18 protein-coding genes and 1 pseudogene are annotated in these 15,881 nt (G+C 59.5%); 11 read left to right on the top strand and 8 right to left on the bottom strand.

All coding sequences use genetic code 11. From position 1 onward, the window contains the following. Positions 1–169 precede the first annotated feature (169 nt). Complete coding sequence (locus tag INR38_RS25640) at positions 170–868, bottom strand: SOS response-associated peptidase family protein (protein ID WP_207444209.1); 699 nt, start codon at positions 866–868, stop codon at positions 170–172. A gap of 551 nt (positions 869–1,419) precedes the next feature. Between INR38_RS25640 and INR38_RS25635 the strand changes: the two genes are divergently transcribed. Beyond that, the gene (locus tag INR38_RS25635; protein ID WP_207444208.1) at positions 1,420–2,529 is read left to right on the top strand and encodes an Ig-like domain-containing protein; all 1,110 of its coding nucleotides are present in this window, start codon (positions 1,420–1,422) and stop codon (positions 2,527–2,529) included. 92 nt (positions 2,530–2,621) lie between these two features. Here the strand turns inward: INR38_RS25635 and INR38_RS28970 are convergent, their stop codons facing one another. Next, a complete protein-coding gene (locus INR38_RS28970; protein WP_311770687.1) occupies positions 2,622–2,747 on the bottom strand; it encodes a hypothetical protein in 126 nt (41 codons plus the stop codon). A 462-nt stretch (positions 2,748–3,209) separates the two neighbouring features. On the opposite strand from INR38_RS28970, the gene INR38_RS25625 reads away from it, so the two are divergent. Both INR38_RS25625 and INR38_RS25620 read left to right on the top strand, forming a co-directional pair. Beyond that, positions 3,210–4,193 (top strand): hypothetical protein, encoded by a 984-nt coding sequence (locus tag INR38_RS25625; protein ID WP_141833218.1) that lies wholly within the window; start codon positions 3,210–3,212, stop codon positions 4,191–4,193. Positions 4,194–4,249: 56 nt separating this feature from the next. Next, positions 4,250–4,414: a hypothetical protein gene (locus tag INR38_RS25620; protein ID WP_157760081.1), complete on the top strand. Its 165-nt coding sequence runs from the start codon at positions 4,250–4,252 to the stop codon at positions 4,412–4,414. A 45-nt stretch (positions 4,415–4,459) separates the two neighbouring features. Here INR38_RS25620 and INR38_RS25615 read toward each other — a convergent pair. Further along, positions 4,460–4,708 (bottom strand): annotated as a pseudogene (locus tag INR38_RS25615) (hypothetical protein); the annotation flags it as partial. Positions 4,709–4,849: 141 nt separating this feature from the next. Between INR38_RS25615 and INR38_RS25610 the strand changes: the two are divergent. Continuing rightward, positions 4,850–5,089 carry a hypothetical protein gene (locus INR38_RS25610; RefSeq protein WP_141441621.1) on the top strand — a complete coding sequence of 80 codons (240 nt, stop codon included), beginning with the start codon at positions 4,850–4,852 and terminating at the stop codon, positions 5,087–5,089. A 190-nt stretch (positions 5,090–5,279) separates the two neighbouring features. Then, positions 5,280–5,648, top strand: a complete 369-nt coding sequence (locus INR38_RS25605; RefSeq protein ID WP_207444207.1) for a hypothetical protein — start codon at positions 5,280–5,282, stop codon at positions 5,646–5,648. 131 nt (positions 5,649–5,779) lie between these two features. Here the strand turns inward: INR38_RS25605 and INR38_RS25600 are convergent, their stop codons facing one another. From INR38_RS25600 to INR38_RS25590, 3 genes are all read right to left on the bottom strand, one after another. After that, positions 5,780–6,103: a bacteriocin gene (locus INR38_RS25600; protein WP_088165046.1), complete on the bottom strand. Its 324-nt coding sequence runs from the start codon at positions 6,101–6,103 to the stop codon at positions 5,780–5,782. Between the two features lie 221 nt (positions 6,104–6,324). Further along, entirely contained in the window at positions 6,325–6,687 is a 363-nt protein-coding gene (locus INR38_RS25595; RefSeq protein ID WP_242699191.1) for a hypothetical protein, read from the bottom strand. Between the two features lie 378 nt (positions 6,688–7,065). Further along, positions 7,066–8,280, bottom strand: coding sequence for an MFS transporter (locus tag INR38_RS25590; RefSeq protein ID WP_242699190.1), 1,215 nt, complete (start codon positions 8,278–8,280; stop codon positions 7,066–7,068). A gap of 745 nt (positions 8,281–9,025) precedes the next feature. Here INR38_RS25590 and cysC point away from each other — a divergent pair. The 4 genes from cysC to INR38_RS25570 all read left to right on the top strand — a co-directional run bounded on the left by cysC (position 9,026) and on the right by INR38_RS25570 (position 11,920). After that, on the top strand, positions 9,026–9,712 hold the full coding sequence (gene cysC, locus INR38_RS28935; protein ID WP_207444206.1) for an adenylyl-sulfate kinase: 687 nt from the start codon (positions 9,026–9,028) through the stop codon (positions 9,710–9,712). After that, positions 9,709–10,344: an aspartyl/asparaginyl beta-hydroxylase domain-containing protein gene (locus tag INR38_RS25580; RefSeq protein WP_207444205.1), complete on the top strand. Its 636-nt coding sequence runs from the start codon at positions 9,709–9,711 to the stop codon at positions 10,342–10,344. The genes cysC and INR38_RS25580 overlap by 4 nt, the downstream gene beginning before the upstream one ends. Beyond that, entirely contained in the window at positions 10,337–11,497 is a 1,161-nt protein-coding gene (locus tag INR38_RS25575; RefSeq protein WP_207444204.1) for a sulfotransferase family protein, read from the top strand. The genes INR38_RS25580 and INR38_RS25575 overlap by 8 nt, the downstream gene beginning before the upstream one ends. A 78-nt stretch (positions 11,498–11,575) precedes the next feature. Further along, positions 11,576–11,920: a hypothetical protein gene (locus tag INR38_RS25570; protein ID WP_207444216.1), complete on the top strand. Its 345-nt coding sequence runs from the start codon at positions 11,576–11,578 to the stop codon at positions 11,918–11,920. A gap of 45 nt (positions 11,921–11,965) precedes the next feature. On the opposite strand, the gene INR38_RS25565 is transcribed toward INR38_RS25570, so the two are convergent. After that, positions 11,966–12,535 (bottom strand): XRE family transcriptional regulator, encoded by a 570-nt coding sequence (locus INR38_RS25565; RefSeq protein ID WP_026062195.1) that lies wholly within the window; start codon positions 12,533–12,535, stop codon positions 11,966–11,968. Between the two features lie 14 nt (positions 12,536–12,549). On the opposite strand from INR38_RS25565, the gene INR38_RS25560 reads away from it, so the two are divergent. After that, positions 12,550–13,452, top strand: coding sequence for a DMT family transporter (locus INR38_RS25560; RefSeq protein ID WP_097202615.1), 903 nt, complete (start codon positions 12,550–12,552; stop codon positions 13,450–13,452). A gap of 562 nt (positions 13,453–14,014) precedes the next feature. Here INR38_RS25560 and INR38_RS28830 read toward each other — a convergent pair. Next, positions 14,015–14,407, bottom strand: a complete 393-nt coding sequence (locus INR38_RS28830) for a hypothetical protein (protein WP_225970930.1) — start codon at positions 14,405–14,407, stop codon at positions 14,015–14,017. Here INR38_RS28830 and INR38_RS25555 point away from each other — a divergent pair. Further along, positions 14,399–15,793 (top strand): hypothetical protein, encoded by a 1,395-nt coding sequence (locus tag INR38_RS25555; protein ID WP_242699189.1) that lies wholly within the window; start codon positions 14,399–14,401, stop codon positions 15,791–15,793. The genes INR38_RS28830 and INR38_RS25555 overlap by 9 nt on opposite strands. Positions 15,794–15,881 lie beyond the last annotated feature (88 nt).

The raw sequence follows: 15,881 nt of genomic DNA, 5'->3' as shown, positions 1-15,881 counted from the left end.
GAAAAATGAGAAGCAAATTAATTGTATTGCAATGAATAGCAGAATCTCATAAATATTTAATTCCATGCTCTCACCATTTTCAACAAGATTATCAAGCCTAACTTATTGCTGATTTCCACATGAGAAAAAACTTGATAAATTACCACACGATTGGATAGCAAGCACCAAATTAACCACCTGCCTTTAATGCGCGCAACTGCTCAAGAGGCAACAGAGCTTCTTCGTCTGGATTTTCTGCCCCGCTCTTCAACGCACCCGTCATGGGCAACTTAATCAATGAATCTGCTTGGGACGGAGTGCAATGCAGCCAAGCATCCCAGTCTTGGCGCTCCAGAACTATCACACACCTCTTTTCTCTGCCAGGCCTATGCATGAGAGAGAGAATTGGGTGCGCGCTGGCATCTTGTGTGATCACCGTATAGTTCGGCACCTTTTCTCCGCTCACCGGATCGATCCATTCACTATACAGCCCCGCCAACATTGCAGGCTTTCCATCGGAACGTCGGAACATCCAGTTAATACTGCGACCAGATAACCCAGAGTAATTCTCGATCCAGCTGCTCACTGGAATAAGACACCTTCGACCCGCATGCCAAGACGGGCCAAAGACGTAATCATTGCTCAACGTTTCTCTGAACGCTTTTTCCGTTGACATAGGGGAACCATCCAAATTTAAAGGACGCCTGCTTAGCGACGTCGTTGGAATCAACCCCCATTGCCCAACTTCTAAGCATTCACATGCTTTAATATATGGACCGCATGCCAATGGAACTATATATACACCCCACCCCTTTTTAGGGGCAGGTCCTTGCAGCGGATAGAGTTCGTCAATATCAGAAATATCGGGAGAGCTATATCTATTACCCATGCCGAGAGCCTCTTGAATAGCTATACAGGACTTCACAGAGCGGAATTCGCAAGCTTACGAAACAAGCATCCGCTTGGAAACAAAACCCATCCTGTTTTGCTTAAGCAAAATGCTCAGTTTTGCGTTATCGATAGGCAATTCTCATCATGCCCTACAGCTATCGAAAAGTAACATCTCATGCCAAAAATTAACATTTTTTTATAAAGTCATCCTGCGTTGCAGATCCAACTTCGGCACTGCAAGAGCTGTCACCCCAAACTGACCTGCAATTAACACAAAATCCATGTTGCATCCATTTCTCACAACAACTACAGGGAATTTAGATGTAGGTATTAACCCTTAAAAATCATGTACCGAGACGCTTTTTCGTTAATCGTTGCTGGATTGTTTGAATCTGCTCTCGGCCTCTTACATACCGCTAGCTAGTAGTGGGCAAAGGCTAAGTGCCCCCAAAATCCTCTTGACAAACTTTCACAAAAACCCTTATTGATAATAAGAATGATTTCCATCACGCTCCCCGTCTTTATAAATTCCCTCTATGGACGATCAACATGCGTTTTGGAATACCGACACTAAAAGAATTGGCCTTTCTGGTGATTTTTTCTTGGGTCACGAGCAGCCAGGCGGCGACATTTTCAACCTTCATCGACGACCAAGCCGGTTTCCTGTCTGCCATTGGTTCAGGGACATTCTCCACCCACGAAGATTTCAGCACCTCTGTAAACCTGAAGCCCATAGGAAGCGCAGGAAATCCGGATATTTGGAATGGCTTCACTGTAGAAGCCTACGGCCCCAATACAAGCACTGCTTGGTCTCCTTCAAAATATTGTCATGCATTAAATTCCGGATCAGGGACATCAAATTATTCGGAGGAGTGTCTATTTTGGAACCCCCTCGCACCAGCAGTTCCAGGAATATTTGCCGCATTGAACACGGAGAATGGCATCTCCTTTAAACTAGCCAACTCAGCAACTGCTGCTTTCAGCTTCGATTTCGTCGATTGGAACGATTTATTTGAGAGATCTAATCTTCAAATTTTTGCAAGCGATGGAACGAGCGCAATAGTTTCTGATGCCACAAACGCTTTTGATGCCCCACCTCAGAAATTCGGAGTGACTTTGTCTCCTTCTGATATTGCGGCCGGTCTTTTCATAAAAGAGATTCGCTGGGTGGGCCTTGATTCAACGGGTGAAGTTGTCGGCTTCTACAACTTCCAGACTTATACCAATCCAAAAATTCAGAACAATCTGCCGATAGCCAATCCGGACAAATACTCTATACCTAACTCGCCCACCATACTAAATATTTTGGCGAACGATACCGACGCAGATTCGGATACTTTGCAAATCATCAGCATTAATGGAAATCCAATTACTCGTGGCACTCCAACAACCATTTTGATAGCAGGCGGAAGCATCGGAGTCTCGGCAGCAGGAGAAATCATCTTTACCCCCTCTGGCAATACTACAGATCCTATCTCATTTCAGTATGAGATTTCTGATGGCCGAGGCGGAACATCGACTGGCAATGTCACCCTTACAAACATAACGCCTCCCAAACCGACAATCACTGCAGTACCAACCATTGGTGAACTTGGATTAGTCGCTTTGTCTTCGATAATCGCCTTTTTTTCGTTGTTACTCCGACGCAAAGCCAAATAAATCAAGAGGGCCGCTGCCGATAAGATTCTCTAAAGTTGTCAGTTCCTCTACTGTACTGACTTCTGCGTTGGGACTACACGCGTCATCAGGGTTCACACGGAGGCGGTAAGCGCGGCCAGCAGCCGCACCTCGTACTCCTCGCGGCGGTCGATCTCGGCCAGGGCGGCGCGCAGCAGCTCCAAGGGATTGGCATCGTCGGCCAGGGCCTCGGTCGGCATGGCGGGCCGGCCCGGGATCGGCTCGCGGCACTCCACAGGCACTGGCACCTTGACGGCCTGGACCTCGACCCCCAGGCACGGAACCGCAGCCAGCCAGCGCCAGCACGCCAAGCAGCAGAACGACGCGCATCGTGGCTTGGTCCTCCCCTTCAGCCAGTCCGCGTCCAAGGCCTGCAGGCTCTCGCAGTCGTCGCCGACAGCGTGTAGTCGGCGCCAGTTCACCCGTCTCGGGGTCGATTCACTCGCTGTAGAGGCCTGCCAACGCGGCAGGCGCGCCTGTCCCGTCCCTATTCGCGAACGGACAGTCAATTTCTGCCAGACCCAGAGTCAATAGCCATGCAATCCCTGCGCCTAATATTTACTGGCCGCCCACGCGAATGCGCCGGAAGGAATGACTTTCCGGCATGTCTGCGGTCGGCCTGGGAATTTCCCGCTCCTTACCTACCATTTCAAAAGGGCACTATGTCTCAACTGCCACAAGCCACTCCTTGCGCCACGCAGGTCATTAATATGTACGCGGATGACTCCAATGGAGAGACGCTGTACAACACATGGCCTGCAAGGAAATACGAAGGGAAATGGCTTCAAGTCACGCTGCTGGACCAGGCCAAGCGAGATGCCGGCTACGTGCCCAATTGCAGAATCAATGCCAGCATCGATGTCTATCGCAGCACGGCGCTGAACAAGTGCTTCGTCCTCGTGAACATGGATGGCAGCCACGCTGCCGCATCGAAGAATGGCAAGATGTTCACCGATAAGTATGTGAGCACCCTTTCGCTGCACGAGGACACCAGGGTGAAGGGGCTGTTCCTGCGCGAGGTCCAGGTGGAAATCGATGTCGAAGGCATTTCGCGCAGCGAGTACGAAAAGGCGCTCCAAGGCAAGCCGGGCAAGGGCGTTCGGTTCGACATATGCAAGGACACCCCGGGGTCTACGCTCGAGGACGGCACCGTCAGCAGCTCCATTGCGTACAACATCAATCCGGGCGTGGATCCTTCGGGGCCGTCGCTCAGCGGCGGCGTCAGCATCACCAGCAGCTTTTCCAAGACCATCAAGGATATTTCCATCAACAATCTCAGCGATGGAAAATTCGTGAGGCATGTCTATCGGTTGACCAAGACGGACTCCGCGGTTTTCAACAAGGATGACGATCTTGTGGACAAGGGGCCGGATGCCATGGCAAGAGGTTTTCCGATCCGCGACTTCTCATCGGTGGCCTCCGCCAACTGGGACATCCTGTCGCAGGCGCTTTTCGTATGCGATACGAGCGATATTTTCCAGATCGGCGTCGGGTTGAGGATTACAAGCAAGTCCGGCCTGATCATTTCGCACACCAATCTGTTTGATGCCGATTGCAAGGTCTATGACTTCGATTTTGGTGCATACCAGGGCGTCAGTGTGCGCCTTTCCCAGGACACAGAACTGGATGCGGGCGTGCGCAAGTGAAGGAAGACGTCAGCGGAATTCTGGAAATCGTCTACCCAAGCTGACATCGATTCGAGGTGATCGGACAGCTATTTTTCGAGATGGCCGCGGCCGAAGGCGCGCAGATCGAAGCTGCGAAAAAGCCGGATGACTCAGGGCTCAAGGCAAGGGACCTGAGCGCCGCTCAAAAGTGCACTGCGGAGCTGCTTGAGCACCTGCAGCGCAAGCACTCCCTGGAGTGAGCCTGCGCCGAAGCGTCATCGCGCGGCCGCCGGTCGCGTCTGCCATCAGCGCACCACCCCGGACCACGCATCCCGCATCAGCCGCTCGGCCTGAATCAAGGCATGGCTGGCATCGTAGGAACCCTCGCAAGCCCAGCCCCTGCCTCGGGCCTCGTAAGCAATGCGAGCCAGCTCTCCCGCTCGCTCGTCAGCGCGGCGCTGCAACTCGGCAAGCAGATCGAGGGCGCTGGTGTCTGGCGCGCACTGTCCGGCAGCGACGCGAGCATTGGCAGCCGCACGGTGGGCGGTGATGTAGCTGCCGGCCTGCATCGTCTGCACGCGGCGGGTGTCCAGCACGGGCAGCGTACTCTTCAATGTCTGGAGCTTGGACATAAGGATGCCGCCTGCCTATGGCCGCCAGTTAAGATGCATCTTTAAACATACTGGGATAAATTTTTGAACAATGAACGTATGGATGTGCTCGCCGGTGAACTGAGCGCGCTGGCCACTGTCGTGGTGCGGCTGATTGAGACCATCACACCTGAGCAAGCGGCCCACGCTCATGAGGCGCTTCTGATTGACCGAGACGCCATCCGCATCGGAACTTCTACCGGTGGCCCAGAGTTGGAGCTCGCGACAACCGAACGCGCTCTTGACAACTACCTTTCCCTGCTCATCGACGTAGCAGAGAGCTGAGCGATTCGGCGGCGAGTGCCGTTGCACACTCGCAAGCCTCGCATCCCCCATGCCATCCATGCTTTGCATAGATGCTTCTGGTGGCGGCGGAAACAAAAAAAGCCACCCGAAGGTGGCGCAACCACTGTGCGAACATGTGTACTCCCCCGATCTGGGATGAGTCACTTAACGTTCTCTATAGACTGGTCTGATGACCGAGCCATTCGACCACGCCGATACAAACGCCATCCGGCTGCGGCTACGCAGCTACGAGGAGCGTTGCACGCTACTGTTGCGCGCGATCGGCGACAACAAAACGGTCACCGCACGGGTCGATCAGATCAGGGACCAATACATCGCGCTCAAAAGAGATCTCAAAGCCGATGCCGCTGCCACGCGTCGCGCCGGGAAGGACCCAGCTTGCGCAGTTGCTGCATTTTTTTCCCCTGCAGTCAATGAGGCAGCTCTGCACCTGAAGCCAACCTCCGGCTCTCATCCGATAGCGGGAAATTGGTTGTCTGCGGTGTATGACGCGCGGGTTGATATCTGCCACTACCTAGCGCAGCTTGACCGCAACTGACCCCGCAGTGTCAGCGGGGCCACTGCAAAAAAAACCTACCAAGGCAAGCCTGGGTAGGTAACTGCTGGACGGATCCAGCAGGGGAGGGATACGAAGCGTATCAAGAAGAATTTATGGCAGGTAGGACGCCTTCAGGCCTCACGCGCTACTGTCGCCATACCCGCTGCCTCTCCGGCTCCAGCGCCTATCAAGCCTCCAAGAGCGCCGCCAACAAAAATGCCTACAGGGCCAGCAGCTACGGCACCGACTCCCGCACCCATCACTGCGCCAAGCATCATGAAGCCGGCCACCATGGTTGACTTTGATTCCCGGACTGACTCCTCTTTGGTCATCCGAATCTGCGCCGAGGGATCAGGATCTTGCGAGGGCACACCATGCCCCTGAACGGCCTGCTCAGCAAGATCCGGGTCAACGGGCCGCCCCAGCAGGTACTTAAGCGAAATCGATGAAGTCATGGCACTCTCCCAGAGATGAGGAAGATAGAAGCACCTCGCCTCACCTTCGTTGTACTCCCTGCTGCTCACTCGCACCTGTGGTCCAGACAGCCGGCGCGGCGTAAGGGAAGGCGCTCTCCCGCCTTCGCAACATTCATTCGCTCTGTACCCGGAAAACAAAGCCCGCCGGCATTGCCAGCGGGCTGGTCATCTTTAGGGGCGTGTGGTGTTTCCCCATCGCTTCAATGTATTGCCAGACTCACCGCCTGGGCTGCAACCACCTTCATGCCCTTCATCAGCTTCAGCGCGGCGATGGTGCCGCAGCGGGCGCGGTCCACATGCTCGCCAATGTGCTCGGAGATCAGCTGGCCCTCGGCTTCGTGCGGCACTTCACGGGTGCCAAAGCCCTTGCAGGTCTCGCAGATCGCCATCTTGCCCAGCTTGACGCCACCACAGCCTGGGCACTTGCGGTCGCACCACCACAGCAGCACGTCGGTCAGCTTGGCGCGGGCATTCTTGATGCCCTGCGCCAGCACCCAGGGCATGAAGCCGGCGTGCATGTCCACCAGGCTGCTGTACTGCGGCAGGCTGCACAGGATCTGCATGCGGCGCTCCATCTGTCACCGGCCCTCGGCAATGCGGGCGCCAACCATGTCGAGTCGGCCCCGGCTCTTGCGAGGCAGCTGCTCGGCCACGTGCTGCAACTGCTCCTCGGTCACCCCCTTCACGTTGGTCTGTATTCGGTAGGTGCCGGAGGCAGTTTTCTTGGGCTTCGCCACGGGGGAAAAGTGGCGGAAATTGGGGGCAAACGTTGTGCAAACATGTATTTCCGCTGCACATGCCACTCTTCGGAACGATCATAACTTATTGATTTTCATGACTTTGTTCAAGACAAGCACATACCAACACAGCTATTCGGTTCCTTTCTCCGGCACCAAACAAGAAGGCCCAGATTCGCAAGAGTCTGGGGCTTTTTCGTTGGGTCATGCTTGTGGCTTCGCGCCTCCTGCGCGCGCCGCCATCCGCACCGCGAGGGCCGACAGTACGGCGCTGCCGCCTGCCAGCAGGATGGACGATGTGTAGCTGCCCGACAGATCGAACAGCAGCCCCGCCAGACTGCCCCCTGCCACGGCAGCAATACCGACCGACACGTAGAGCGCACCCAGAATGGCGCCCAGGCTCCGCGTGCCAAACCAGGTGGCAGCCACGGCCGGATACAGCGCGATGCAGCCGCCATTGACCGCACCGAATGCCAACGCGAAGCCTGCCAGGGCCGTGAAGCCTTGCGCCATGGACCACAGCCCGCACAGCAGGGTCAGACTCGCGGTCAGCACCATCAGAAAGCGCAGTGGACCCATCCTGTCGCCCAGCCGCCCCAGCACCAGACGCCCGAGCACATTGCCGACGCCGATCAGCCCGATCAACAGATTGGCCTGCGCGGCAGGCAGCCCCTGCTGACGTGCCAGCGGATTGATGTGGATCAGCGCCAGGAACAGGCCGATGGAGCCGAAGAAGATGGCGGCGAAATACCACCAAAAGCGCGCCTGCCGGGCCGCTTGCCCCAGGCCGACGCCCACCACACCTTGGCCCGTCTGCCCCGCAGCCTTGGCGCCGCCGGGTTGGATGCCATCGGGATGCAACCCCAGCTCCTCGGGCCTGCTTCGCAGGGCGGCTGCGGCAGCTAAGCCGGCCAGTGCGATGGCTGCGGCATAGACCTGCATGGTCAGTTGCCAGGACAGATGCTCCATGAGTGCGCCGGCCACCACGGGCCCGAGCAGCGTTCCAAGTCCGGTGCCGGCAAGCGCGATACCCGAAGCCGAACTGCGCCGCAGCACGAACCAGCGCTGAATGGTGGAGACAGCAGGCACGTAGACCAGACCAACTCCCAGCCCGACCAGCGCACAGAAGGCACCCAGGAAAGCCGCCAGCGATGATGTCAGCAGGCTGCTGGCCACAAAGCCCAGCGACAGCAGCACAATGCCGGCCGAGGTGACGGTGCGCACCGAGGTCCTGTCGCTCCAGGCGCCCGAGAACACGCCGACGGCGTAGTAGATCAGTGCCGTCAATGAAAAGATGGAAGCCGTGGAGAAGCTGCTGGCGCCGAACTGTGCCTGGATGCTGGCAAAAAACGCCCCGAACGAATAGGCGGCACCAAAATCAGCGCCAGCAGCACATGGACAGCGCCCACGATGTACCAACCCCGGAACAGCCTGCCTCGGTCCATATGCATCTCCTTGATAGGGTTGACTGTAGTTGTCTATACATGTTCAGACATTAAGTATCAACCCGGAGATCACAGGCCAGCGAGATCACCGGCAGTTGCCCGTCAGAGGTCAGGCAAGCTCAACGAGCCGCCTAACCACCAACGGCTATCGGTACTTCGCCTGGAGGCGGCACCTTGCCTCTGCGCCGGAACCGCGCAGCTTCTCACTTTCAAAGTCAGGCCTGAGCTGCCCCCTCCCCTCCTTCAGGCATGCGGGACAGCGCCGGGCGCCGGACATCTGGAATCTGCAGTCAGTACCTGGTTTCAGTGATATGTCGCGCATATGCATTGAACAGGTTTTCCAACCATTCGCATCAGACGCAGATTTTTCTGCCTTACATTCTTGATACGCACAATGCTATTGATAACAAGAAATCAATCACTCACCAAAAACCGACAGCAGCATGCTCAATCGACATAATCAACGACTATTGCAAATGAATTATCAAGAATCATGAGAAATATAAGCATTTACTGATGATTACCAAAAGCACCTCTCTTGTGCGTCATTCCCCTCTGAAGAAGAAAATAAATGACCAATGAAAGCACTTGAATCCGGTCACACAACGAAAAACCGCCTCAGCAATTTCTTCTTGAAAACTTCTTACAATCCATCGATATTCCCGCCTACCTGATGCGCTCAGCATCCACTCCAGGCCTTTCCTTCCCGTATTGAATCCATGCTGTTTTCCGGCCAGAATCCGCCGCCCGACATACATGACCAACTGTCTTCCGTTTCAAGGCAAGACCGGGAGATACTCCATGGTCATAAAGCGGTTGCGATATGGTTGACCGGACTTTCGGGGTCCGGCAAATCGACCATCGCCAATGCGCTGCAGGCGCATCTGCACGCGGCCGGCCGGCGTGCCTATGTGCTGGACGGAGACAACATCCGCAGCCGGCTGAACCGCGATCTGGGCTTTTCCGAAGAAGACCGGGCGGAGAACATACGCAGGGTCTCGGAGGTCGCCCGGCTTTTCGTGGATGCGGGCACGATCGTGATCGCGGCCTTCATTTCCCCATTCCGTAGCGAGCGCGACACTGCCAGGGCCTTGTTCGACAAGGGTGACTTCCTGGAGGTGTTCGTGGATGTTCCCCTGTCCGTTGCCGAGCGGCGGGACCCCAAGGGCCTGTACAGAAAAGCGCGCCGCGGCGAACTGCGTCAGTTCACCGGAATCGACTCGCCCTATGAACCCCCTGTGGCAGCGGAGCTGACCCTGCGCACGGACCAGCTCAGCGTGGCCGCATGTGTTTCGCGCCTGCAGGCGTTGCTGCTGCACGGGCAGCCGACTGCGCCGGGCACGCCCGCCCAGGGCATGGCTCCGCTGATGACCTGTCCCCTGCCACTGGCCAAGGCGCTGCAATGAATGCCAGGCCCGCCCTGCCCTGCGCGCATGAAGACGCCTGTGCCGGCACGCCCCTGTTTGCGCGGCTTGATGCCAGGGTTGCGCTGCAGGCGCTGCGCGACGAGGTGGATGCGCTGCTGTCCTCGCCATGGTGCGACCACGTGAACCACGGCGGCTACGAAGGCGTATGGCGTGTGATGCCGCTGCGCTGCCAGCGCCAGCATGTGGCGGCCCACCCCATTCTCCAGAGCTTCTCCATCGAGGAACCCGAGGAGGATTGGGAGGACCTGCCCCTGCTGCAGCACTGCCCCGCCATACGCCAGGTGCTGGAGCAACTGCAGTGCCCGCTGCGCTCTGTGCGCCTGATGCAGCTGAAGGCCGGCTCATCCATCAAGCCGCATCGCGACCGTAGGCTGGGCCTGGCGCATGGCCAGGCCCGGCTGCATGTGCCCGTGTACACACATCCCGATGTGCAGTTCATCGTGGAAGGCCGCACGATCCCCATGGCCGCAGGGGAGCTCTGGTATTTCAATGCCGATGCCACGCATGAAGTGGTGAACCGGGGCACCCGGGACCGCACCCACCTGGTCATCGACTGCCTTGCCAACGCCTGGCTGGCAGACAGCATCGGCAAGGGACACGCCCATGCATGAGCTGCAGGCGGCCTTTGCCGAACTGATCGCAAGCCCCCGGCAGCACACCCTGTTCCAGCAGGCCAGGAGCATGGAGTCGCTACTGGTGCAGCTGCGCCTGCTGTGGTGTCTTCCCGCCTGGAACGATGGTCGCCTCATGCAGGCGCTGCAGCAGTTGAACCAGGCGGCTGCCGTGCCAACTGCCGCACTGCTGGCCGGTGGCTGGCTGCCACACAGGTATGAGGCACGCACGCGCAGCATCCTTTGGTGCCTGCCGGACGGCCCTGCCACCGAGCCGTTTCATGACGAGTACATCAGCCGCTGCCTGCAGCGCAGGCTGCTGAACCAGTTCATCCGGCCGCGCACGCCGCTGGCCGGCCTGTGCGCGGAATCCCTTCCCAGGCCCGGGGGCCATCCGCCTGCCGGCTTCATCTTCCACCTCTCGCGCTGCGGCTCCACCCTGGTCTCGGGCTGCCTTTCCGAACTGGACGGCACGCTGGTCCTGTCGGAGCCACCTGTGTTCACCGAGCTGCTGCTGGACAGCTCGCTGGACCGGGCGCAAAAGCGCGATGGCATTGCCGGCCTGGTGTCGGCCATCACCGTGGCCGTGCCGGGGCGCCGCAACCTGGTGGTCAAGTGGAATGCCTGGGACATTTTCCAGTGGGAGCTGCTGCACGATCTCTACCCCGAGGTGCCCGGCCTGATGCTGGTCCGCGATCCTGTGGAGATCCTGGCCTCACACCACAAGCAGGCCGGCCGGCACATGTCGGGCGACCCGTCGCTGGCTGGCGCTGGTCCGGTTTTCTGTTCCGGCAGTGGCAGCCAGCCCGTTGTCTCCATGCTCGACCACCGCGTGCGCGTGCTGCAGGCAATGATGGAGCGGATGCGGGATCTGCACGAAAGCCAGGGTGTTCCTGTGCTGCACTACCGCCAGCTGGATGCCGAAGCCATGGAGCAGATAGCCCGGCGCTTCGACCTGCATGCAGGCAAGGCGGCGCGCCAGCGCATCGCCGCACGCCTTCGCCAGCATGCCAAGGCACTGGACCAGCGCTTCGAGCCTGACGGGCGGGACAAGGCGGCCGTCTTTGGCGAAAGCGAACGCCAGCACATCGAATCGCGCCTGGGTCCGCTGCACGCACAGCTGCTGCGGCGCGCACAACCCGTGAACGAATAGGCCTCGCCAAAGATCAGCGGCAGCAGCACATGGACAGCGCCCACGATGTACCAGCCCCGGAAAAGTCTGTCTCGCCTCATGTACACCTCCTCGGTGTGCTCACCCGCCCGCCCTGTGCCCCACATTTGGCAGCGCGTGGCTTTCTGGAGCTTCATTGCAATCTTGGCGTGCGCCACAGGCACCATTTCCGTGGCACATCCGGCTGCCACGGCACTCACCGTCACTGCATTGGTCAGTTGCGGAGCATGGTCGAAAAACCGCGAGAAAAACAGACTGCAGGCGCTTGCCGCTGCCCGCAACGGCGAGTCGATCTGCGGCTTTGCCCGTTCCTTTGATTTGCGCAGCACAGATCCTTTGGTAGTCCGCGCTGTGTATGCACAGCTTCAGTCTGAAGCGGCACCGCAGGCCACCGCATTTCATTGACGACAGTGCCTTGCTCAGAGCACGGCACAGACCGCTGCAGCGCCCTCAGGAAATCACATTCCGGATGAACCGCGTCACACCTTCGTGCAGGTTCACATAGGCGTAGTCCTGGGCGCTGCCGTAGATGGCGTAGTCGCCCGCCTCAATCGTCATCGGGCCTTCGCTCAGGTCCACCAGCAGGCGGCCTTCGACCACGACGATCATTTCATGCCAGCCTTCCGGGTCAGGTTCGGCCTGGTAGCGTTCGCCGGGCCCAAGGGACCAGGACCACAGCTGAGCCTCGCGCGTGGCGGGCACGCTGCCCAGCAGCATGGCCTGGCTTTCGGGCCGGGTGCCGCGCCAGGCCATGGCGTCCATGCGCAGGCGCTGCGCGGCCGGGTCGCTGACGATTTCTATGAAGCTGGCGCCCAGCGCGTCGGCCAGCCGATCCAGGCTGGACAGGCTGATGTTGGTGTCGCCGCCTTCCAGCTGCACGACCATGCGCCGGCTCAGGCCTGCGGCCTCGGCCAGGGCCGCCTGGCTCAGTCCTGCACGCTGGCGCAGGCGGCGCAGGTTTTCGCTGACGAAAGCCAGGACATCGGAGCGCTCGCCAGCGCTGTGCAATATATTTCTCATATGATCTGCGCAATATGTTGCACACGTCATCTTCTCACAGTTCGCGCACGCCGCTGCTCAGCCGGCAGGAGCTGGCCTTGATCGCCGTCACCATGGTCTGGGGCGGCACCTTTCTCGTGGTCCACCTGGCCATGCAGTACAGCGGGCCGCTGTTCTTTGTGGGCCTGCGCTTTGTCACGGCGGGTCTGATCGGGCTGCTGGTGTTCCGCAAGGCCATGGCCGGGCTCACGCGCACCGAGCTGGTGGCAGGCATCGCCATCGGCGCCAGCATCTTCCTGGGCTATGGCCTGCAGACCTTTGGGCTGCAGACCATCAGCAGCAGCAAGTCGGCGTTTCTGACGGCGCTGTATGTGCCGCTGGTGCCTCTTGTGCAATGGCTGGTGATGGGCAAGCCGCCGCGATTGATGAGCTGGATAGGCATTGGCCTGGCCTTCACGGGACTCATGCTGGTGGCGGGACCGGAATCCGGCGGCATGGAGTTGAACGTGGGCGAGATGGCAACCATGCTGAGCACGCTGGCGATTGCGGCCGAGGTGCTGCTGATCGGGCATTTCGCGGGCAAGGTCGATGCGCGGCGCGTGACCACGGTGCAGTTGCTGGCGGCCGGCGTCATGGCGCTGCTGGCCATGCCGGTGGCAGGCGAATCCGTGCCCGATTTCTCATGGGTCTGGCTGTCCGCCGCGGTGGCCATGGCCTGCGCCAGCATCCTGATCCAGCTGACCATGAACTGGGCCCAGAAGTCCCTGTCGCCCACGCGTGCGACCGTGATCTATGCCAGCGAGCCGGTCTGGGCCGGCATCGTGGGACGCATGGCCGGCGACCGGCTGCCGGGGCTGGCCATCCTGGGGGCCGCGCTGATCGTGGGCGGCGTGCTGGTCAGCGAGCTGCGCCTGGGCAGGCAAACACCCAAGCCGTAACGCACCCCGGCTGCGGCCCCCGGCGTGCTGGGCCGCACCTGTAGAAGCTCTTGAAAAACGGTATTTTCATAATCAATCAGAAACATCCGAGATCAAATAAGCTATTCCTAGGATAAATCCCATTTCCTCAATAATCCTAGGACTACTCTGAAAATCCGATTTTCATCAAAAAGATCATTACAAAACGCAATCAACCCTTTAGATTCCGCTTTTGAAAACAGGCAAGCCATTCATCGGCTTGATGGTCATTCAATTCAGGAACTCATGAAAGGGCGATGGCATGCAAAAGCGTGGCGCGGGAAATCGACGGAAATTGGCCGGCTTTACGGCAGCAATGGCAGTCAGCTGCACAATCGTTTTGGGGACAGGTGGCACCGCATGGGCCGCCTCCGCAGGGCAAGGTCGCGGCTATGCGCTGGAAGTGAAGGCCGGCGTTTCATTGGTAGACCTCGGGCTGGATATCCCGCTGGTAGATACCGGACTGCAAAGTGCGCCGCCGGCGTTCAATGTTTCCGGGAAAATGCTTGCTGCAGACATCGGGGGCGCCACCAACAGCTTGATTTCATTGAAGGCGGGTGTGCTCTCGGCAAGCACCGGGAGCTCGCTGGCGCAAAACCGCGTCGAAACAACCGCAGGCATCAGTGACATCAACCTGTCCATCGCTAGCGTCGTAGCCATCAAGGCTGATGTGCTGCAGTCCCAAGTGCAGGCAACCTGCGTCAATGGCACCGTCCAGCCCACCGGGGCCGCGACCATCGAGAACCTGAGCATCTCCGTGCTCGGTATCCCTGTCCCAATTCCACTGAATCCATCCCCCAATACCGGACTGAATACCGGAATCCTGGAAATCGTTTTCAATGAGCAAACTCCCGTGGATGGGGGAATGGAAGTCAATGCCCTGCGCATTGGCGCGAAAATACCCACCCTCGCCGACGTCAACCTCGTCTTGGGCCATTCGCAAGCCTCGCTTGCCGACTGCACGGCAGCGCAAGGAGATACCACGCCACCTGCGGTAGACATCACCACGTCCCCGGTGATCAATGCAGACAACCAGGAGGCCTACATCGTCGCAGGCAGTTGCACCGCGGGCGATGGCAATGTGAAGGTGACCATCGGCACGGCCCCGAAGTTCGTGACCATGACGACGGCCTGCAATGCAGCCGGAGCCTGGACGGCACCGGCTGCCAATGTGGCCAGCCTGCCCCTGGGTCCGGTGGACATCACGGCCACCCAGACCGATGCGGCCGGCAACACCGGCACGCGAAGTGTCATCACCACCAAGACCACGGCCGCAGCCACGGACACGACGGCACCCCTGGTCGCGGTGGACAACGCAGCCGCGATCAATGCCGGCAATGAGCACGGCTACACCGTCTCGGGCACCTGCACGGCCGGCGATGGCGATGTCAGGGTGCGCATCGGCACGGCGCCCAACTCCGTGGAAGCCATCGCAGCGTGCGGCAGCAACGGCCAATGGACCACTGCCGCCACCGACCTGGGCGGGCTGCCTGCGGGCACGGTGCCCATCCAGGCAAGCCAGACCGATGCGGCTGGCAATACAGGGACCGCCAATGTCTCCGTCACCAAGGCAGACACCACGCTGCCTGTGGTCACAGTGGGCACCCCGCCCCAGATCAATGCGGGCAACCAGGGCGCCTACATCCTCTCTGGCACCTGCACAGTCGGCGCAGGCAGCGTCACCGTGACCATAGGCACGGCGCCCAACGCGGTGGTGGCCACTGCGCCATGCGACAGCAATGGCCATTGGACCACCCCCGCCACCGACGTGAGCGCACTGCCTGCGGGTACGGTGGACATCCACGTGGCTCAGACCAATGCCGCCGGCAATTCGGGCACGGCCGATGCCACGGTCACCAAGGTCGATACCACGCCGCCCACCACGCCCTCGGTCACAGTGGTGAATCCTCCCCCGATAGACGCGGGCAACCAGGGCGGCTACATCCTCTCTGGCACCTGCACGGCCGGCGGCGGCAGCGTGACGGTGACCATCGGCACGGCACCCAAGGCCGTGGTGGTGACCGTGCCCTGCGATGGCAATGGCCACTGGACCACTCCTGCCACAGACGTGAGCGGCCTGCCCAAGGGATCGGTGACCATCACGGTCACCCAGACCCAGGCGACGGGCGATGTCGACTCAAGCACTGCGACCACCACCAAGACCACGCCTGGCGCGGACGATGTCCCAGGCAGCGACTCCGTCGCAGCCATCCCCGTGGGCGGGGCCTGGGCCTCCCTGCTCCTGCTGGGCGCGGCGGCGCTGGGACTGCGCCGCCGTGGCAGGCAGCCGGGCCCGCAGCGCTCCGGGCGGCACCACGATTGACGGAGTTGCCACCATCAAAGGCGCCACGGCCGTGGCGCCTTTTTGCGTTGGGCCTGCGCAAGGCATGGGGCGGCCTTGATGCGGCCTT

Source organism: Delftia sp. SD018 (assembly GCF_017355445.1).
Taxonomy (GTDB): Bacteria; Pseudomonadota; Gammaproteobacteria; order Burkholderiales; family Burkholderiaceae_C; genus Comamonas; species Comamonas acidovorans.
Note: the sequence above shows the minus strand (reverse complement) of the source record. Positions and strands in the feature narration are given on the sequence as shown.